Consider the following 19,998-nt stretch of genomic DNA (forward strand, 5'->3'; position numbering starts at 1 on the left):
TACATATTTTCCAAGAAAGCTTAAAGTAAAAATATGGGGAATTTTCTGATTTGACAGAATTATTGCGAGAAGATAGAGACAGATGCTCACAGATAAAATTGTCAAGGATGTTGTAAATGAACTTTAGTTGATAATTCTTCTTAATCCATCACGAAAAACCTGAAAACTTCTAGATTGGTTATTTTCTACATTCATGTGGGGTGATACTTTCTGAGCGAAGTCCATTTTTTGTAACCCTGTCTCATAGCCATACTTTTTTAGTATCTTATCTAATTCTTCCCATGTCCCACCTTTGATAGCATCTGGATTGCGAAATTTGGCTTGCTGGGATAAAGAAACAGGTATTTTTTCATATTCAGCCCTGATTGCTGCTACATCACCTATAAACCAAGATTCAAGTTCTTCTACAACAATTCGATGAAGAACAATATTTCCTTTTTTTCCGGTTACAACACTACTAGCATCACAGAGCTTCTTTTTTAATTCTTGACAATTTGCTCTATCTTCATCTACTAAAATCACTATTCGCCAGTCATCAGGTATAAAATTAGCATAGGCTTTCATCCGGTCAGGCAATCTTTTTAAAAGTCTATCTTTATTTTGAAAGTTATGAATTCTAAAAGAATGATTTTTACCTATAATTTTAGGAACAATTAAATTTAAAGCAATTTCAGTTGAAGATTCTTCTACTAAAAACTCTATGTGCATAATTGGTACTATTAATAAGGTAATCCTCTAAGATATCCTTCAGACCAGAGATCACCTAAACCAGCCTCAGATTCTATAAAATTTTTAGCATCCTCGATTTTATCAGCCCTGGTAACAGTTGCATAACCATTATCATCTCGTTGAAAAATCCAGAGTTGTTTGGCATCTGTGATAGTATTAACAAAAAATGGTGAGTGGGTAGAAACAAAAACTTGTGCGCGTTGTGAATAAGCCTTTAATTCTTCACTCAAAGGATCAAGAAGCCGATGATGAAGCCCATTTTCTGGTTCTTCAATACAAAGTAGTTGGGGTGGATTTGGATCATTTAATAATATCAAATATGCTAGTAACTTGAGAGTCCCATCTGAGGAAAATCTTGCTAAAAATGGTTTACTAAAAGGCGCATCTTTAAATAAAAGAGCCAGCCTCCCATCAATTGTCGTTTCAGATTCTACTTTTTCTAATTTAGGAATACGTTTGGCTAATAACTCCAAAATTTTGGATAAAGTTTCTCGATGTTCATCAGCAAGATATTGAACTACATTGGCAATATTGTCTCCTTCACGAGTAAGATGTTCCGTTGCACCAGCCGTTGCTAATTGACGAGCTTGATCTGGTATGAAATAAGAGAGAAACCAACCTTCAATAAAACGTCGCAAACTAGCAATGCGTGGGTTATCTGACAATTGCCCAATAGTTTTAATTGCTAGAGAACTTGGATCATCCATTTGATAATGAATTCTACGGTCATTTATTTCTGGATCTTCACCACTGATGACTTCACCTTCACCATTTTCAAACTTTAGAAAATCAAAGGGTTTGCCATGACTACCTCGTTTCCATCTGAGGGCTTCTCTAGAAACTATTGGCGCTCCATTTTGTAAAGCAATAGCAACTGTATAGGTAATAATAGGAGATTTTTTTTTCTTATCTTCACGATACTTAATTATAATTTCAATTTCCTGACCTTCACAATCACGGGAGATGACTTCTTGAAATCTTCCCCGCTTTTCCAAGGCTTTTCTCACATTAGTAGTTAGGCAATCTGAAAGAAAACCTATAACATCAAAAAAAGTAGTTTTGCCACTACCATTAGGACCCAGGAAGACTGAAAAAGGTTTAATATCTTTTAGAGTAATATTTTGCAAAACCCTATAATTTTTGACGGAAATTTCTTCAATTCTGGCCATTACATCATCACTTATATAACTCTGGTGCTGCTAAAACTATTAACTATAGACAATGGCAAGGGTACGGCATACCGCACCCCTACTCAAATTGTCATTAGTTAGTGAACTTTAACAACTTACGCTTCATCTAAAGCTGCAATACCAGGTAAAATCTTACCTTCTAGCAACTCCAAACTAGCACCACCACCGGTAGAAATGTGGCTCATTTGATCAGCCAAACCTACCTTTTCAACTGCTGCTACAGAGTCACCACCACCGATAATGGTAGTTGTGCCGGTTTTGCCGATTTCTGCTAGAGTATGTGCGATCGCTTCCGTACCCGCAGCAAACTTATCAAACTCAAACACACCCATAGGCCCGTTCCAAATCACAGTCTTACAATCAGCCAAAGCCGCTTGGAAAACCTTGATAGAATCAGGACCAATATCTAAACCCATGCCATCAGCAGGAATATTCTCAATGCTGACAGTAGTAGCATTAGCATCAGGAGCAAACTTATCTGCTGAGACAATATCTGTAGGTAGCAACAAAGCCACACCGCGTTCTTTCGCCTTTGCTTCCAAAGCCTTAGCCAATTCCAGCTTGTCTTCTTCCACCAAAGACTTACCAACACTCAAACCACGGGCTTTGTAGAAAGTGAAAATCATCCCACCGCCGATGATCAGCTTATCGCACTTTTCCAACAAAGTTTCAATTACGCCGATTTTGCTAGAAACCTTAGAACCGCCGATAATAGCCGCCAAAGGCCGCTTAGGTTCTTCAATTGCACTTTGCAGATATTGCAATTCCTTCTCAACCAAATAACCAGCTACAGAAGGACTTAAGAATTTAGTTACACCTTCAGTTGAAGCATGGGCGCGGTGAGCAGTACCAAATGCATCATTTACATAAAAATCAGCGTTTGCTGCCAATTTCTTCGCAAATTCAGGATCGTTCTTTTCTTCTTCTTTGTAGAAGCGGACATTTTCCAATAACAGCACTTGGCCATTTTGCAACGCCGCAACCGAAGCCGCCACATCATCACCAATACAGTCATCAGTCTTGACAACTTCTTGTCCTAACAACTCAGAAAGGCGTTTAGCAACAGGTGTTAAACGTAATTTGTCATCTACACCCTTGGGACGGCCGAAATGACTTGCTAGAATGACTTTAGCACCCTTTTTGGTCAAATCCTGGATAGTTGGCAGCGCAGCCCGAATCCGGGTATCATCGGTAATGCTGCCTTGATCATCCACAGGCACGTTAAAATCAACCCGCACTAAAGCGCGTTTTCCAGATATATCCGCCGCAGATAAACTTGCTAAACTTTTTTTCGACACAGCCAAACTCTCCTGATTGCCTTTTTGTTATGGTTTTGGAATATAACTATCAAGATTTTACCGGAGTGAGGGGTGCTGAGGTGATCTATGTTTAAAACAGTTCTGTTTCCAATTGATCAAAGTCGCGCTGCGCGGGAAGCTGCCGAAGTAGTTACCAACGTTGTGCAGAAATATGGCAGTCGCTTGATACTGCTCTCTGTGGTGGAAGAACCAGCCGCAGACGCGCCCAATAGCGATCCTATGATGTCTCCAGAGGCTGTTGCTAAACTTCTGGAAAATGCCCAAGCTTTATTTTCCCAGCAGGGTATTACAGCCGAAGTCATGGAAAGACAAGGTAAACCAGCCTTTACTATCTGTGATGTTGCAGATGAAATTGAGGCCAGTTTAATTATTATGGGCTGTCGGGGTTTAGGCTTAACTGATGAGGGTGCAACTGATAGCGTCACTAGTCGCGTTATTAATCTTTCCCCTTGTCCAGTTTTGATTGTTCCTTAAAAACCTGTAGGGTGCGTTAATCAAATAATGCACCGTCTGAAGTTATCGCTTATAAAAATACTGGTTGAAAACGCCAGTTTTTATCCCTCAAAAACTTTAGAGTTTTGAGGGATAAATTTTTTTTTCTCGTTCCCATACTCTGTACGGGAATGGCTTCTAGAAGGCTCTGCCTTCCTTTTGAAAGTAGAGTCAGAGCCTCTATGATAGCATTCCCAGCCAGAGACATCTTTTATATCTTAAATAGACATAGGCGTGAAAATTAAATGTGCGTTTCCTAGAACCCTTGTAGAGACGTTACATGGAATGTCTCTACATTCTTTTCTGGAGATGTCTAATAGGCGATCGCAATTGAACTGAGAATAAATACCTCTTAGGGAGGTTTACAGAGAAGCTGTCTTATATTTAATCTGAACTACGTATTTAATTCTCATGGATGTTTAATTTTTTATGGTTCAAATTACTGGGTCTCAGTCTTCACCAGAACAGTACAAAGTCGGTTCAGAAAAGACATCTGTAGAAGCGATTATACAAGCGACAACATCAGATACAGAGATTGATCTAGAGTTTCTTTACACCAGAGATATCGAATTTCGCCAAGAAACGATTTACTTTCTTGTAGTTGATCGCTTTCATGACGGTGATCCAGATAATAGTGAAGGTGCTAACTCAGAACTATATGATCCCACTGGAAAAGATTGGGGTAAGTATTGGGGTGGCGACTTACAAGGTGTAATTGATAAATTAGACTATTTGCAAAAAATGGGAGTAACTACTCTTTGGTTAACTCCCCTATTTGAGCAGGTAGAAGATTTATTTATTAGCAATGCGGCAATGCATGGCTATTGGACTAAAGACTTTAAGCGAATAAATCTGCGCTACATTGCTGAAGGAGAAGATCCTTCCTTAAATAATACCCAAGAAGAAAGAAATACGACATTTGACCGCTTAATTGCCGAACTGCATCACCGCAAAATGAAGTTGGTGTTGGATATTGTCTGCAACCATAGCAGCCCTGATACTAATGGTAGTAAGGGTGAATTGTATGATGATGGAGTCAAAATTGCTGACTTCAACAACGATGTCAATAATTGGTATCACCACTATGGGGAAGTGCAGAATTGGGAAGATGAATGGCAGGTGCAGAACTGTGAATTAGCCGGTTTAGCTACATTCAATGAAAATAATAGTGAATATCGTCAATACATCAAGTCAGCGATTAAACAATGGCTAGATAGGGGTGTGGATGCACTGCGGGTAGATACTGTCAAGCATATGCCGATTTGGTTTTGGCAAGAATTTACCGGCGATATGATGAACCACAAGCCGGATGTATTTATTTTTGGGGAATGGATTTATAACCATCCTAGTGACGATCGCTCGGTGGAATTTGCTAACCACTCCGGAATGACTATTTTGGATTTTGGCCTGTGTACGGCGATTCGGGCAGCACTAGGACAAGGTTCTGAAGATGGATTCCAAGCAATTCAAGATATCTTTGATCAAGACCATGCTTACAACGGGGCGACTGAGTTAGTTACCTTCATTGATAACCATGATATGTCCCGTTTTCAATCGCTGAATTCTGATCCAGCGATGTTGAAAGTGGCGATCGCTCTCATTATGACTTCTCGCGGTATTCCCTGCATCTATTACGGCACAGAACAATATCTGCACGACGATACCGATGGCGGTAATGATCCCTACAACCGCCCAATGATGGATAAATGGGATAACGATACAGAAATCTATCGCACTATCAGACTGCTATCTGGTTTGCGACGACTAAATCCCGCTGTCGCAATGGGTAGCCAATGGCCAAAACACCTCACACCTGACGTTTACTGCTACATACGCCGTTATCGTGATTCTCTGTGTTTTGTGGCACTCAATCGGGGAGGAGCAGTCACTCTCCCAGAAGTTGAAACCGAATTACCCGACGGTGAACATACCTGTGTAGTGACTCGCAATAAGTATGAAGTCAAAGATGGCAAGATTTATAATTTGCAACTGGAAGAACGGGGAGTAATTGTTTTCAGCCGCGTTGGAGAACGCATTCAAGCGGAAACAATTGTCCGTGTGCAACTCAATGGGGTAAATACCCAACCAGGAGAAACCATTGTTGTGATTGGAGACTGTCCAGAGTTGGGTAACTGGGATATTAGCAAGGCATATCCTCTAGAGTACATCAACGCCAATACTTGGTTTGGGGAAATTCCCTTTGATGAGAGTACTGGTAACTTAATCAGTTATAAATATGCCATGTTGCGGGAAGGGCAATCCCCTCTGCGGGAAAATCTCGTCAATCGTCGTTGGGTAATTGCCAAAGAAGGTACTGTTAAATGGCGTGATACTTGGGCTTCGGGTAGGGAATCTTAGGGAACACCAGAAAATAAATTATTCAATCTTGTGGGATGGGCATCCTGCCCGTCCTTGATAATTTGCGGGCAAGACTTGTACTGAGCTTGTCGAAGTATGCCCGCACCACAAGAAATTTTTGTACATTTTTTTATTTGGAAGTCCCTTAATTCAGAAATTTTGTAGAAACTTTCTTTTTTCGGCGTTGCTGATTAAGAGTATGATTTTGTTTCACGCAGAGGCGCAGAGTCACAGAGAGTAAGAGTTTGAAATCATTGATTTTTCAATTTCATACTTCAGTTCAGCAATGCCCTTTTTTCAGAGATATCTAAATATACTCCAGACGGCTGAGATTGGAACTTTTACAAGATTACGAAAAAACATAAAAGTGTTGTAGGGGTTTAGCATTGCTAAACCCTTACTTTATGAAATCAAACAATTAAGCATTATTAAAATCATTTAACACCAACACACGTAATTCTGTAATGCGTTTGAAGGTGACATCATTGGTCAAAAATGCTTCACACTCTGCTGCTAAAGCTACAGCAATTTGGAAAGCATCAGGTAACTGTAGATTGTATCTGGCTCTGATTTTAGCAGCTTCTATTGCTAGATGAGCGTTATTAATTGGCACAAATTCAATATTATCATTTTCAGTCATTAACTCTATAAACTCTTGCTGTAATTCTGTTTGTCCTAAACGATAGGGTTGAACTAAACATTCAGCTAAAGTAATAGGTGAAACAACACCAATTAGGGGTGTATTCTGAAGCTGCTCAAACACTTTTCTAGCCAAAGGAAAGTATTGTGGGTGTTGTTCCAAGAAGTAAATAACTGGTGCAGTATCCAGAAACAAGCGTCTCACACCCTGTAAACTGTTGGTAATATTCACTCCTTTTTACCTAATTGCTTTTCTGCAAGTTCTAAATCAGGGAACTCTCCATGCCTCATGCGAGTGACATATTCCTGAGCATCCATACCACCTAGTAGATTAGGTGCTATTCCCGCAAATTCCATCAAGTCACGGCTTGGTTTACGTTTGATTTCACAATGTTGTAGTCTTTGGGTTAGGTAAGCAATGAAACTCAATTGTTCATCGGGTGTGAGTGCATCTGCTAGTCGCATCAACTCAATTAATTCTTTAGACATTTGGGTTAATGGTTATTTATTTAATCCTATCTTAATCAATGACACTTTTAATTTAGCCATCAAGATAAAAAACTACACCCCAATATCTCACATCACCTTATTCCCCCAACTTCTCAAACAAATCTGCCAACACCACATTAGAAAACAAAAACCCATTAGGATCAATTAAACGCAATCTTTCCCCCACAACTTCCACCCAACCCTTCGCAAAATAAGGTTGCAAACACTGTTGAATTTCCTCTACTTTTCCTTCTCCAAACTTCTCCACCAACACCGTTAAATTCAAACCTTCTGCTAAACGCAACCCCAACATTAAAGTTTCTAACAATTCTTCCGCTGGTGGGGTGACTTCACAATCAATCACAGCGCCATTTTCCAACCATTCATAATATTCTTTAGTTTTTCGGGGACGCGTAAAGCGTTTACCTTGCACATAACTAGCTGCACCCATGCCAAAAGCATAATAAGGACGATTTTGCCAATAAACCCGATTATGTTTACATTGATGTCCTCTTTTGGCATAGTTGGAAATTTCATAATGTTCATAACCTGCATTGGTTAAGACTTTTTGCGCCTGTTGGTACATTTGAACAGTGGTTTCATCTGTCGGTAGGGGATTATCTCCCGGTTTGTAATAACGCCCAAAAGCTGTCCCTGGTTCAATGGTTAAATCATAAATAGAGATATGGGTGGGGGCAATTTCTACTGCTTTAGTAAGGGAATCTTGCCATTGAACCAAAGACTGATGTGGCAACCCGGAAATTAGGTCTAAGCTAAATTCGGGTATCTCGACTTGGTGGATTAACTCTATAGCTGCAAAGATATCTTTAACTGAGTGCGATCGCCCAGCAATTTTTAACAACTCTGCCTGAAACGCTTGTACACCCAAACTTACCCGGTTCACACCTGCACTGCAATAACCCGCAATATGTGCCAAATCAAATGTACCGGGGTCCATTTCCATAGAAATTTCTACCCCAGCCACAATCCCAAAACGCCCCTCTAACGCTGTTAATATACATTGCAACTGTTCTGTCGATAACAGCGAAGGCGTACCACCACCAAAAAAAATCGTCTCTAGGGGTTGACTAAAGACTGGTGAAATGCTGATTTCGTGACAAACTGCCTCAACATAATGGGCAATAGTACCAGAATTTTCTCCCCGCGAGCTATCGCCCACCACAAACACCGGGAAATCACAATAAAAACACCGTCGCCGACAAAAGGGAATATGCACGTAAGCCGCACTGGGAAATTGAACAGCAATATCTTTTAGGCTCATTATGATCAAAAATTAAATTAATTTCATGGACAAATACAAATCATGAAAATGAGTAGTTTGTTTACAACTTGTTATCTTTTTACAACAAAAATAAGAATAGTTATGCAGCGAAAACTCTTTAGTTATAATGTTTGCATATATTGTATTAACTGCCGAAACCCCTAGCTTAAGTCCATATTTCTCAATCAATCTCACCGTTGATCTAAAAAATACCTGACTCTACTGGGTAAATCACAGTTGTAGGAAAAAACCACAATCATGCTTGATTTCATTATCATTATCTCATTTATTCTGGCTGCATCGGGAATAGGTTACTACAGCACCGAACTACTTCCCCCTGGAACCCTCAACGGAGTCACAAACCTAGACGCATTGCGCTTAGTTGTTGCTGTCTTTGCTGCAATTCTCGGTGGTGCAATTGGGCTGAGTTTCCAAACGGCATATCGTCGCTTAGAAGCGCAAGTCCGCGAAATGCCCCTAGAAGTCATCTTAACCCGTGCCATTGGCTTAGTAATTGGGCTATTACTCGCCAATTTAATGTTAGCCCCGCTATTTTTACTACCCATTCCCGCAGATTTTGGATTTATTAAACCTCTCGTGGCAGTTGTCGGCAGCATCATACTTTCCGTCACTGGCATGAATTTGGCAGATACTCACGGACGGGGTTTATTACGGTTAATTAATCCCAACACCGTAGAAACCTTAGTGGTAGAAGGAACCCTGAAACCAGCTAATACCAAAGTCTTAGATACTAGTTGCATTATTGATGGTCGCATTGAAACCCTACTAGAAACAGGATTTTTGGAAGGAGTTATACTTGTACCGCAATTTGTTTTACAAGAATTACAACAAGTTGCTGATGCCAGCAAAGATCAAAAGCGGGTGCGGGGAAGACGGGGACTAGAAATACTCAACCGCATTAAAGAAACTTACCCAGAACGCATTCTCATCAACCCAGCAGACTACGAAGACATTGCCACAGTTGATGCTAAATTGGTAAAATTTGCCCAAGAAATCAACGGTACGCTATTAACTAATGACTACAATTTATCTAAAGTTGCTAGTGTGCAGAAAGTCCCAGTTTTAAATGTCAATGATTTAGTAAATGCAGTTCGTCCTTCTTATTTACCCGGAGATAATCTAGATTTGAAAATTCTCAAAGAAGGTAAAGAACCAACTCAAGGTGTCGGCTATTTAGACGACGGAACAATGGTAGTCGTTGAAGAAGGCCGCAGTTATGTTGGTGGTGAATTACGGGTAGTTGTCACCAGTGCCTTACAAACCTCCGCTGGGAGGATGATTTTTGCCAAACCTCAAGCTTCCGCATTAGCGTGAGGGAAATGTGCGGAAAACAGAATTAATCCTAAAAATCGGTGCAGTTTCCTACACCGATTTTTATTTGGAAATCCCTTATACAAATTTTATATGAGGCTGCACAGAATCCTGAAATTCATCTTTATTTGCGGTCAACTATTCTTGATATTTTATTCTATACAGCTTCATATTATAGCGTTTCCCACTAAGTATGATATACAAAATTACCCCTCCCCAACCCTCCCCTTACCAAGGGGAGGGTGCGCGATAGCGCGGGTGGGGTGCATTTCATGAGCTTGGGAATTGCTATAATTTATTATTAAGTCTCGTAAATTTCTAAGGGTAAATTATCTGGGTCTTGAAAAAATGTAAATCTCTTGCCTGTAATTTCATCAACTCTAATATTTTCAACTTCGATATTGTGAGATTTTAAATAACTCACACTTTCCTCAATATCCTCAACAGTAAAAGCTAAATGTCTTAAACCACAAGCTTCAGGATTGCTAACTCTTTGGGGAGGATGGGGAAAAGAGAATAATTCAATTTGGATATTTCCTATTTTTAAATCTAATTTATAAGAATTCCTTTCGCTGCGAAAAGTTTCTTGAATAATCTCAAAACCTAAAACTTCAACATAAAATCGTTTTGAGTTTTGATAATCAGCACAAATAATAGCAACATGATGAACACCTAAAATTTTCATACAAGTATATTAGATATAGAACTCTGGTTTGATTCGTGAAAATATCTGTAGAGTTTTTAGCTAAGTGCAAACCATACAGCATAACGCACCAAACCTTTGATTATGGTGCGTTATAGCGTTTCTCGGTTGAGTAAGACACAAGAACCCCACCCCCAACCCCCTCCCCGCAAGCGATGAGAGGGCTATGATGTATTTCATTCAAATGCATACCGCTATAGCGATTTTATCGAAATCTTGATTTAGCGACAAAATCCAAAAGTTCTAGGGACAAAATAAAGTTTCCCGTGTATCCCTACCTGTCACAGGATTAGTACCTTTAGCCAGTTTGCACAATTTTTTTTGCTCATCTCCGCGTAGCAGTGCATCAGTAAAATCCGCTCCGTCAACAATAGCACCATCAAATTTGGCACTAGCTGCAAATGCTCCTTCTAAAACTGCATTGGTTAAATTGGCTCTAATTAGACGAGCCGAATCCAAGGTAGCATTAGTTAAATCAGCCCCCTCCAAGTTAGCCGATTCTAGATTGGCTGCAAAGAAGCTCACACCACGCAAGTTCGCATGACTGAAATTACTCTGACGCAGATTAGCTTTGGTAAAACTGGAGTCTGTTAAATCACGTCCAGAAAAATCAGCTTCAATCAAGATTTCTTTGTTGTATTCGAGTCCCAACGCCGTTGGTGCTAAACCTATTAATGCTGTCATAGGAATGATTGCCCAAAGCGATAAACTGAGTATGAGTGACAAAATCCGATACTTAGTATTCATGATATTTTTAATTTAATGCCTAAACATCCACCATCTAATTATCTAGATATCGGTGACTTAGGAGAAGACCTAGTAGCCCAATGGTTACAATCTACAGGTTGGGAGATTCTGCACCGTCGCTTTTCTTGTCGCTGGGGAGAAATTGATATTATTGCCCAGTATCACGATCAAAAAGTAACAGCAACCCAGAAAAATGGCAATCGACAGGAGATAATACTAGCCTTTGTGGAAGTGAAAACCCGGAGTGCAGGCAATTGGGATGCAGGAGGCAGAATTGCCATTACCCAACAAAAGCAAGCAAAACTCTGTAGCACGGCACAAATATTTTTATCTCAGTATCCTGAAAAGGCTGATTGTTATTGTCGTTTTGATGTAGCTCTTGTTTATTGTCAACGGTTATCAAAAAAGCTTGTTGGGGCTATAGTTACCCCAGAATCCCCAGCTAGTTTATCAATTGCTGGGTATCAGTTAACGCTGCAAGAGTATATTGCCGCAGCTTTTGATAGTGTCAATTTGTAATTAAAAATAGATCAAGTTTGCTAACTTTTAAGCCAGTGTTTCTGGGCAATAGCCCAAACCTCGAACAAATTGTTGGCGGAATGCTTCGATTTCTTCTTTTTCCGAGCTACCATGAGATACAATTGCTACTTGGTAACGGCGCATTACGTCCACAGGATATTGTCCTGCTTCCAAGCTCCAAAGTGCCATTTGCACTCTCATGGGTGGTTCGTAACTAATTCCTAATTCATTGAAAAAAGCCCGCAAATCGCCATCTTCTTGGGATGAAACTGGTTCTTTAAGTTTGATTCTCACTACCCAACCATCAATTTGATGAATTACGCTGATGAAGGAAACAGGGGTTTGGGGTCTGTTGTGCAGATGTTGAACTATTCTAAGTGTCAGGCTGGCATTTGCCAGATAGTATAAATATTCCATGATGGTGTTTGGGAGCAAATCCAATCCTACTTCTTTATTTTCGTGAATAAAGTACAGTTCCCGGTAGGGTAAAAGCACCCGTTTTTATATGGGGAGATTTACCCAATTTTGATCCTGATGCCAAGTGCTTAGGGACTTCCAAATAAAAAAATGTTCAATTAATTTTTGTGGGGTAGTCCGAAAAGCCTGCCCTTAAACCCGGACGGACGGGCTAGAAGCCCATCCCACAAGATTGGATAATTTATTTCTTGGAAGTCTATTAGGGACTGGGGACTAGAAATTTTATCTTTCTCCTGTACCCTGCCTTCAATACCCAATACTTATTAATCTAATACATGGAGCCACAAATCTCACAAGCTAATTTACAGGAAACGTCTAGCCTAGAAACACTAGATTTGAGTTTAGACCGTTCTTTATCTGGCTATGACTATGAACTCCCAACGGAACTGATTGCCCAAAATCCGGCTGTTCCCAGAGATAGTTCACGTTTATTGGTGGTTAATTCTCCCAATGCAGGCCAGGAAATGTTAGCCCTAAATCACATTTTCCGGGATTTGCCTGAACTGCTGCAACCTGGAGATTTGTTGGTGATGAATAATACGAAAGTCATGCCAGCACGTTTGTATGGACGCAAGTCAACGGGGGCAAAGGTGGAAGTTTTGCTGTTGGAAGAAAGACGGCATAATTGTTGGTTGGCGTTGGTGAAGCCAGGAAGGCACTTTAAAGTTGGAACTCAGATTGTTTTTGATGGGAACAAATTAGCACGGGCTAAACGCTCCACTACTACTCTAGGCGCAACTATGCCTGCGGGGCTTGACAGTACTCAAGACTCAGCACTCAATACTGGACTCACGGCTAAGGTTTTGGAGACTGATGCAGCAACTGGAGGACGGTTGTTGCAATTTGATTTACCTGAAAATATTTCTTTGGTGCAAGTTTTAGAGGATTTTGGGGAAATACCTCTGCCTCCTTATATTACGACTTCTACGGCTGCGGATGAACAGTATCAAACTGTGTATGCTCAAGAACAAGGTGCGATCGCAGCTCCGACGGCAGGATTACACTTTACACCAGAACTTTTACAAAAATTGCGCGATCGCTCTATCAATCAAGCTTTTGTCACGCTGCACGTTGGTGTGGGGACTTTTCGCCCTGTGGAAGTCGATGATGTTACCACTCACCAAATGCATGAAGAATGGATTGAAGTCAGCGCTGCTACAGTTGAGCAAATCCGGGCTACTAAAGCCGCTGGGGGGCGGATTATCGCCGTGGGGACTACGGTTGTCCGTGCTTTAGAAGGTGCGGCTCAATTTGGCGATTTACAGCCTTATGTAGGCAAGGTAAATTTGTTTATCTATCCTGGCTTTCAATGGCGGGTTGTAGAGGGTTTAATTACTAATTTTCACCTGCCTCGTTCCAGTTTGTTGATGCTAGTCAGCGCTCTAATTGGGAGAGAAAGGTTATTGAAAATTTATCAACAAGCGATCGCATCTCAATATCGTTTCTATTCCTTTGGTGATGCCATGCTTATTCTTCCAGAAGGAGTAACGAGTAACGAGTAATGAGTACCGAGTACCGAGTAATGAGTAATGGGTAATGGGTAATGGGTAATGAATTAAATTGTGAATTTTTGATGTAGTTATGGGTACTCTGATTGTGTCAGGATTTCAATTACAAATATAAGGTTACAAGTTATGGCTAAAAAAAATCTACTTACTGAGTGCTTACACAGTTCATTTCCAGCCGATTTTTACAAAAGTTCCGCACAGCGATTAGGACTTTTGTTTGCTTCTTCGGCATTTTTGGTGTTGGGTTTACCGACAATTATTGATTTACCAGAAAGCAAGCTGTTGGCGCAGAATGTGGTTTCTCAGGATTTGGACGCAGCTATTTTGTATCAATTGGGAGTTACTCGCTATCACCGCAAAGACTTTAAAAGTGCTGAATATGCCTTTAGGCAAGCTTTACAGCGAGATATTAATATTGGTTTAGCACGGAATTATTTAGGTAATATCTTGATGGAGCAAAATCGCCTAGATTTAGCTGTACAAGAATATGCGGAAGCAATTAAACTTAATCCCAATTTTGGCGATGCTTATTACAACTTGGGGTTAGCTCTGCAAAAACAAGGACAAAAAGAAGCGGCAGTTAGTGCTTACCGGCAAGCGTTGGTAGTCAGTCCGACGATGGCAGCAGCCCAGTATAATTTGGGAGTTGTTTTGTATGAACAAGAACAGCGAGAAGAAGCAATAGCGGCTTATCAACAAGCGATTAATTTAGATGGTAGCAATGCCAATGCTTATTTTAATTTAGCGATCGCACTCCAGCAAGAAGGACAAGTAGAAAATGCGATCGCAGCCTATCGTCAAACCTTAACGCTAAATCCTGAAAATACCGTAGCTTACAACAATTTAGGCAGTCTCTTCGTAATTCAAAATCAGCCCTTAGAAGCTATTGCCATTTACCAAAAAGCTATTCGCCAAAATCCCAAAAATGCCTTAGCTTACTATAACTTAGGAGTAACTTTATATAATCAAGGCGATCTCAAGACAGCGAATCAAGCATTTAAACGCGCTCGTCAAGAGTATAGCGAACAAGGAAATACTGAGCAAACCGCAAAAATTGACGAAATCACCCAGAAAATTACCGAATATTTAACACCTAAAAAACCACAAACCACAACCCCCACTCCTAAGAATGATGTAATATTACCCGCACCTGAAGAAATAATGCCCGTCAACTCTACTGTTATGCCTAACACTGTAGAACAACAGCCAAAAACACCCTAAGTAGGGTTTGCTGTTTGCGTAGCGTGCCGTTAGGCATAAAAGTTGTTGGTGAGGACAGGGAATAGGGAATAGGCAATAGGGAACAGTTTCAGCTATCTGATAGCCTGCGTGGCGTAGCCATACATCCTCAAGGAGAATATTTATCTTTCTGCTTCCTGTTCCCTGTTTCAAATTGGCAAGCGATTAATATCCTTGTTACAGCCAATAACTACCATTGCTGTACCGCGTTCTAAACGCCTAGTAGGGTCAGGATTAATCTTAAATTTACCATCCTGACTCACTGCCAACAAATTCAAACCATAACGATTACGAAGTTGGATTTCAGCAACAGTTTTACCGTGAAATTCATCAGGGACAATCAACTCAACAATGCTGTGATCTGGGTCGAGGTCAAATCGATCTAGAATTGATGGTTTAGTGAGTGTTCTAGCTAAAGCACAACCAGCTTCAAACTCTGGAAAAACAACATGATCTGCTCCCACTCTTTTTAATAACTTGCGGTGAACTTCACTAGAAGCTTTAGCAACTACATGAGGTACACCAGCTTCTTTGACATTGAGAGTGGTGATAATACTCTCTTGAATATAGTTACCAATTGCTACAATTACTGTATCAAATTCAAAAATACCAGCTTCTTTAAGTGCCGCAGGTTCAGTTGAATCTAGTTGCACAGCATGGCTAACAATTTCATCAGTTAATGCTTCTGAAACTAGCTTTTCATCAACATCAGTAGCCAAAACTTGATAACCTAAATTATGCAGTGTAGAACAAACAGAACGACCAAAGCGACCTAAACCAATTACAGCAAATTGGTTGTTGTCTTGGCGTAAACTGCGAAAAAACTTTAATGATGAAAGATTCATGATTTTGTCAGTTTTTAGGGAATAGGGAATAGGGAATAGGGAACAGGAAAGATAAGAGGTAGAAGTTTTCCTAATCACCGTTCGGCTGACGCTCACGGCGGAAGCCAATTACCTATTAGCCAACAAGTAAATTTTCTTCAGGATAGTGAACTCTGCTAGGGCGAGGATCGCCTAATAAAGCTGACATCAATAATAAAACACCAACTCTACCAATATACATTGTGACAATTAAAATTAGTTTTGCTGCTGTGGAAATACCACCAGTTATACCTGTAGACAAACCAACTGTAGCGAACGCTGATACCACCTCAAACAAGATTTTAATAAACTCTAAGTTAGGATCTGTGAGACTAATTAAAATTGTTGCCCCAATCACGGTAGCTAGAGAACCAAAAACTACGCCGACAGCTTTTAAAATCAGTGATATCGCTATCTTACGATCATACAATAAAACTTCTTCTTTACCTTGAAGGATAGATTTTGTACAACTAGTCAGAACTCTCAGTGTTGTCGTTTTTATACCTCCTCCCGTACCTCCAGGACTTGCACCAATAAACATCAAAGCAATAGTAATAAATAAACCAGAATCTGTCATTTGCCCGATATCAATGGTGTTAAATCCAGCAGTTCGGGGAGTTACCGATTGAAACCAAGCTGATAATAATTGATTGGTAAAACTCAAATTACCAAATGTTTGAGTATTCCTGATTTCTATACAGAAAAAGGCTACTGTTCCCAATACTAAAAGTATCAAAGTTGTGCTGGTTGCTACTTTAAAATCGAGAGAAAATAAAATCGCATTGGGTTTTTTCAAAATTCTATCGCGTAACCACAGGTATATATCTAAAATTACCTGATAACCAATTCCTCCAAAAATAATTAAGCCTGTGATTGTGAAAACTACTAATCCAGAACTTTGATAGCCTATTAAGTTGTCTTTAAACAGACTAAAACCCGCATTATTCCAAGCATTGACGCTATGAAATATAGCCAACCACAATCCTTGATTCCAACCATAATCGGGAACAAAAGCTGGCAATAATAACAATATTCCCGTGATTTCAAAAATCATGGTTGTCGCGATAATTGAACGAATAATTTGTGTGCTACCGCTCATCCCTGGACGGTCTAAAGCTTGTTGAATTGCTACTTTTTGTCGCAGGTCAAATCTCCTGCCAATTAACAAAATCAAAAATGTGGTAGTTGTCATATACCCTAAACCACCAATTTGAGCCAATAGTGTGATAAACAATTGACCCCAAAAGGAGAAAAAAGTACCAGGATCAACTACTGATAACCCTGTAACACAAACTGCGGAAGTTGAGGTAAAAAGTGCTACAATCGGATCATTCCACATACCATTGCTAGTTGAGAAAGGCATCATTAACAGGATAGTTCCTAGCAGGATGACAGCCATAAATCCCAAGCAGATTGTGCGAGCAACAGTCATAAGTAATTTACAATTTTCTTCTGGAAGCAAAGTCGCCTTAAGCAAAATCGCCTTATCTAATTAAATACACAGATGGTAGCCTAACAATATGTTTTTTGAAATTCGGCTTTGTCTTCTCTGGTGACTCATGAGTACAACACTTTATCAGCAAATTCAACAATTTTACGATGCTTCCTCTGGTTTGTGGGAACAAATTTGGGGAGAACATATGCATCATGGTTACTATGGTCCCGACGGGAACCAGAGGAAAGACCGCCGTTTAGCCCAAATTGATTTAATCGAAGAACTGCTGAAATGGTCAGGGGTTAAGGGTGCGGAAAATATCCTGGATGTGGGTTGTGGTATTGGTGGCAGTTCTTTATACTTAGCTGAAAAGTTTAATGCTAAGTCAACAGGGATTACACTGAGTCCTGTACAAGCGGCTAGAGCGACGGCTAGAGCGAGGGAGGCTAATTTGAGCCAGAGAAGTCAATTCCTTGTGGCCAATGCTCAAGAAATGCCTTTTGCTGATGATTCTTTTGATTTGGTGTGGTCGCTGGAAAGTGGTGAACATATGCCAGATAAGACTCAGTTTTTGCAAGAGTGCTACCGGGTGTTAAAGCCTGGTGGGACTTTGATTATGGTGACTTGGTGTCATCGACCCACTGATAGAAAACCACTAAATGCAGATGAACAGAAGCATTTAGATGATATTTATCGCGTTTATTGTTTACCTTACGTGATTTCGTTGCCAGAGTATGAAGCGATCGCACGTCAACTACCATTAAACAACATCCGCACCGCCGATTGGTCAACCGCTGTCGCCCCATTTTGGAATATGGTAATTGATTCAGCATTCACTCCCCAAGCGGTTTTTGGGTTACTGGTTTCTGGTTGGAGTACAATTCAAGGGGCGCTTTCTTTAGGTCTAATGCGTCGGGGTTATGAACGGGGGTTAATTCGTTTTGGTTTATTGTGCGGTCATAAATAAGCAAATTTAAACGCTGTGTAGGGGCGGGGTCTCCCCGCCCTTTGGGTTATTTAGGATCTGCCTACCCTTTGTAATTTTTTTGTAGTTTCCACGTAGAGAGTAGAAAATGAATCAGTTTTATAAACAAATTGCGCCTATTTTTCCAGGAAACTGGCTTTATGCCTTTTGGAAATTTTCCCGACCGCACACAATTATCGGCACAAGTTTAAGTGTGTTGGGTTTATATCTAATTACCCTTGGTGTCACTTCCACAAACTTTTCTAATCCTCATTTCGGTCAAATTTTAGGAACTTGGATTGCTTGTATATCTGGCAATATCTACATTGTTGGTTTAAACCAATTAGAAGATGTTGATATTGACAAAATTAATAAACCTCATTTACCTATAGCATCAGGTGAATTTACCAGAGAACAAGGTAAATTAATTGTCATTATTACCGGAATTTTAGCACTGATTACAGCTTGGTTAAACGGCCCTTATTTATTGGGAATGGTGGCGATTAGTTTGGCAATTGGTACGGCTTATTCTTTACCACCAATTCGCTTAAAACAGTTTCCCTTTTGGGCTGCACTGTGTATCTTTTCTGTCAGGGGAACAATTGTTAATTTAGGACTGTTTTTGCATTTTAATTGGTTATTGCAAAAAAGCCAAAGTATTCCAGGTGCAGTATGGGCGCTGACTGTGTTTATATTGGTGTTTACATTTGCGATCGCAATTTTTAAAGATATCCCTGATATGGAAGGTGATAAACTTTACAACATTACGACATTTACCCTGCAACTGGGACAACAAGCAGTATTCAATCTTGCCCTTTGGGTGTTAACTGTTTGTTATGTAGGAATGATTATGGTAGCTGTGTTAGGTTTAGCCGAAGTAAATGCCATATTTATATTTATCACCCATATAGTAGCCTTAATTGTCATGTGGTGGCAAAGTAGAAAAGTAGACTTGCAAGATAAAAGTGCGATCGCAGGTTTTTATCAGTTTATCTGGAAACTGTTTTTCATCGAATATCTAATTTTCCCTTTCGCGTGTATTTTGGCTTAAAATCATGTTAGAAAATTTACCAGTTAGTAATATTTTTGCTATATCTTTAGTAATTGCCAGTATTGGGACTCTCATTTATTTCGCCTGGAGAACATTAATTACTTCAAACTTGTTTCAAAAAGGCATCAAGCTTTTTCAAGCCAAAGATTACGAAGGTGCAGAAGCAGCTTTTCGTCAAGTAATTGCCATCAACTCTACCAATGATATGGTGCGGTTGTTATTGGGCGATATTTTAAACCACAAAGGCGAAATTGATCAAGCCAAAGAATTATTCAGCGAAGTAATTATTCTTAATCCTAAAAATCCCAATGCTTACCTCCGCTTGGCAAATATTTTGCTACTCCAAAAAAATGAAGCAGAAGCAATAAATAACCTCCAACAAGCAAAAGATTTATTTCAAAAACAGCGTCAACCTCAAAAAGTAGAAACAATAGATAAAATTCTCCAAGATATAACAGGTGAAAGGGAATAGGAAACAGGCTTGCCGTGAGCGGAGCCGATAGCGTAGCGTGGCGTTAGCCATACGGGTGCAGGGAGAAAAAGGATTTTAGCTTTGTTCATACTCAAAACGGCTTAATTATTTGATTCTATAGGTAGGGGTTTAGCACTGCTAAACCCCTACACATCCAGGTTTTTCGTAATCTTGCAAAAGTCCATGTCCC

Annotated in this window: 20 protein-coding genes; 9 read left to right on the forward strand and 11 right to left on the reverse strand. The window is 40.0% G+C overall.

Annotation, left to right across the window (positions count from 1 at the left end; genetic code table 11):
* Positions 1–123: 123 nt before the first annotated feature.
* The 3 genes from ACSQ6I_RS18910 to ACSQ6I_RS18920 form a co-directional block, all read right to left on the reverse strand.
* Positions 124–708: a DUF4276 family protein gene (locus ACSQ6I_RS18910; protein ID WP_438891844.1), complete on the reverse strand. Its 585-nt coding sequence runs from the start codon at positions 706–708 to the stop codon at positions 124–126.
* Between the two features lie 11 nt (positions 709–719).
* Positions 720–1,898 carry an AAA family ATPase gene (locus ACSQ6I_RS18915; protein ID WP_438891845.1) on the reverse strand — a complete coding sequence of 393 codons (1,179 nt, stop codon included), beginning with the start codon at positions 1,896–1,898 and terminating at the stop codon, positions 720–722.
* A 116-nt stretch (positions 1,899–2,014) separates the two neighbouring features.
* Entirely contained in the window at positions 2,015–3,217 is a 1,203-nt protein-coding gene (locus tag ACSQ6I_RS18920; RefSeq protein ID WP_438891846.1) for a phosphoglycerate kinase, read from the reverse strand.
* Positions 3,218–3,304: 87 nt separating this feature from the next.
* Here ACSQ6I_RS18920 and ACSQ6I_RS18925 point away from each other — a divergent pair, with 87 nt between their 5' ends.
* Both ACSQ6I_RS18925 and ACSQ6I_RS18930 read left to right on the forward strand, forming a co-directional pair.
* Entirely contained in the window at positions 3,305–3,712 is a 408-nt protein-coding gene (locus ACSQ6I_RS18925; RefSeq protein WP_438891847.1) for a universal stress protein, read from the forward strand.
* A 447-nt stretch (positions 3,713–4,159) separates the two neighbouring features.
* Entirely contained in the window at positions 4,160–6,088 is a 1,929-nt protein-coding gene (locus ACSQ6I_RS18930) for an alpha-amylase family glycosyl hydrolase (RefSeq protein ID WP_438891848.1), read from the forward strand.
* 418 nt (positions 6,089–6,506) lie between these two features.
* On the opposite strand, the gene ACSQ6I_RS18935 is transcribed toward ACSQ6I_RS18930, so the two are convergent.
* The 3 genes from ACSQ6I_RS18935 to hemW all read right to left on the reverse strand — a co-directional run bounded on the left by ACSQ6I_RS18935 (position 6,507) and on the right by hemW (position 8,498).
* Positions 6,507–6,959 (reverse strand): type II toxin-antitoxin system VapC family toxin, encoded by a 453-nt coding sequence (locus ACSQ6I_RS18935; protein ID WP_438891849.1) that lies wholly within the window; start codon positions 6,957–6,959, stop codon positions 6,507–6,509.
* Positions 6,956–7,216: a hypothetical protein gene (locus tag ACSQ6I_RS18940; RefSeq protein ID WP_438891850.1), complete on the reverse strand. Its 261-nt coding sequence runs from the start codon at positions 7,214–7,216 to the stop codon at positions 6,956–6,958. The genes ACSQ6I_RS18935 and ACSQ6I_RS18940 overlap by 4 nt, the downstream gene beginning before the upstream one ends.
* Before the next feature lie 97 nt (positions 7,217–7,313).
* Positions 7,314–8,498: a radical SAM family heme chaperone HemW gene (gene hemW / locus ACSQ6I_RS18945; RefSeq protein WP_438891851.1), complete on the reverse strand. Its 1,185-nt coding sequence runs from the start codon at positions 8,496–8,498 to the stop codon at positions 7,314–7,316.
* Positions 8,499–8,756: 258 nt separating this feature from the next.
* On the opposite strand from hemW, the gene ACSQ6I_RS18950 reads away from it, so the two are divergent.
* Positions 8,757–9,833, forward strand: coding sequence for a PIN/TRAM domain-containing protein (locus ACSQ6I_RS18950; RefSeq protein ID WP_015217217.1), 1,077 nt, complete (start codon positions 8,757–8,759; stop codon positions 9,831–9,833).
* Positions 9,834–10,131: 298 nt separating this feature from the next.
* Here ACSQ6I_RS18950 and gloA2 read toward each other — a convergent pair whose 3' ends face one another.
* Positions 10,132–10,515 carry an SMU1112c/YaeR family gloxylase I-like metalloprotein gene (gloA2, locus tag ACSQ6I_RS18955; RefSeq protein ID WP_438891852.1) on the reverse strand — a complete coding sequence of 128 codons (384 nt, stop codon included), beginning with the start codon at positions 10,513–10,515 and terminating at the stop codon, positions 10,132–10,134.
* A 261-nt stretch (positions 10,516–10,776) separates the two neighbouring features.
* Complete coding sequence (locus ACSQ6I_RS18960; protein WP_438891853.1) at positions 10,777–11,280, reverse strand: pentapeptide repeat-containing protein; 504 nt, start codon at positions 11,278–11,280, stop codon at positions 10,777–10,779.
* Positions 11,281–11,295: 15 nt separating this feature from the next.
* On the opposite strand from ACSQ6I_RS18960, the gene ACSQ6I_RS18965 reads away from it, so the two are divergent.
* Positions 11,296–11,799, forward strand: coding sequence for a YraN family protein (locus ACSQ6I_RS18965; RefSeq protein WP_438891854.1), 504 nt, complete (start codon positions 11,296–11,298; stop codon positions 11,797–11,799).
* A gap of 27 nt (positions 11,800–11,826) precedes the next feature.
* On the opposite strand, the gene ACSQ6I_RS18970 is transcribed toward ACSQ6I_RS18965, so the two are convergent.
* Positions 11,827–12,216, reverse strand: coding sequence for a hypothetical protein (locus ACSQ6I_RS18970; RefSeq protein WP_015217221.1), 390 nt, complete (start codon positions 12,214–12,216; stop codon positions 11,827–11,829).
* A gap of 335 nt (positions 12,217–12,551) precedes the next feature.
* Here ACSQ6I_RS18970 and queA point away from each other — a divergent pair, with 335 nt between their 5' ends.
* Both queA and ACSQ6I_RS18980 read left to right on the forward strand, forming a co-directional pair.
* Positions 12,552–13,778 (forward strand): tRNA preQ1(34) S-adenosylmethionine ribosyltransferase-isomerase QueA, encoded by a 1,227-nt coding sequence (gene queA, locus ACSQ6I_RS18975; RefSeq protein ID WP_438891855.1) that lies wholly within the window; start codon positions 12,552–12,554, stop codon positions 13,776–13,778.
* Between the two features lie 132 nt (positions 13,779–13,910).
* Positions 13,911–15,005: a tetratricopeptide repeat protein gene (locus ACSQ6I_RS18980; protein ID WP_438891856.1), complete on the forward strand. Its 1,095-nt coding sequence runs from the start codon at positions 13,911–13,913 to the stop codon at positions 15,003–15,005.
* Between the two features lie 167 nt (positions 15,006–15,172).
* Here the strand turns inward: ACSQ6I_RS18980 and ACSQ6I_RS18985 are convergent, their stop codons facing one another.
* Positions 15,173–15,868 (reverse strand): potassium channel family protein, encoded by a 696-nt coding sequence (locus ACSQ6I_RS18985; RefSeq protein ID WP_015217225.1) that lies wholly within the window; start codon positions 15,866–15,868, stop codon positions 15,173–15,175.
* Between the two features lie 115 nt (positions 15,869–15,983).
* On the reverse strand, positions 15,984–17,318 hold the full coding sequence (locus ACSQ6I_RS18990) for a TrkH family potassium uptake protein (protein ID WP_438891857.1): 1,335 nt from the start codon (positions 17,316–17,318) through the stop codon (positions 15,984–15,986).
* A gap of 127 nt (positions 17,319–17,445) precedes the next feature.
* Here ACSQ6I_RS18990 and ACSQ6I_RS18995 point away from each other — a divergent pair, with 127 nt between their 5' ends.
* The 3 genes from ACSQ6I_RS18995 to ACSQ6I_RS19005 all read left to right on the forward strand — a co-directional run bounded on the left by ACSQ6I_RS18995 (position 17,446) and on the right by ACSQ6I_RS19005 (position 19,808).
* Positions 17,446–18,288: a methyltransferase domain-containing protein gene (locus ACSQ6I_RS18995; RefSeq protein ID WP_438891858.1), complete on the forward strand. Its 843-nt coding sequence runs from the start codon at positions 17,446–17,448 to the stop codon at positions 18,286–18,288.
* A gap of 106 nt (positions 18,289–18,394) precedes the next feature.
* Entirely contained in the window at positions 18,395–19,336 is a 942-nt protein-coding gene (locus tag ACSQ6I_RS19000; protein WP_438891859.1) for a homogentisate phytyltransferase, read from the forward strand.
* Between the two features lie 4 nt (positions 19,337–19,340).
* Positions 19,341–19,808: a tetratricopeptide repeat protein gene (locus tag ACSQ6I_RS19005; protein ID WP_438891860.1), complete on the forward strand. Its 468-nt coding sequence runs from the start codon at positions 19,341–19,343 to the stop codon at positions 19,806–19,808.
* Positions 19,809–19,998 lie beyond the last annotated feature (190 nt).

It is taken from the genome of Anabaena sp. WFMT (assembly GCF_051781005.1).
In the GTDB taxonomy this organism is placed as follows: domain Bacteria; phylum Cyanobacteriota; class Cyanobacteriia; order Cyanobacteriales; family Nostocaceae; genus Anabaena.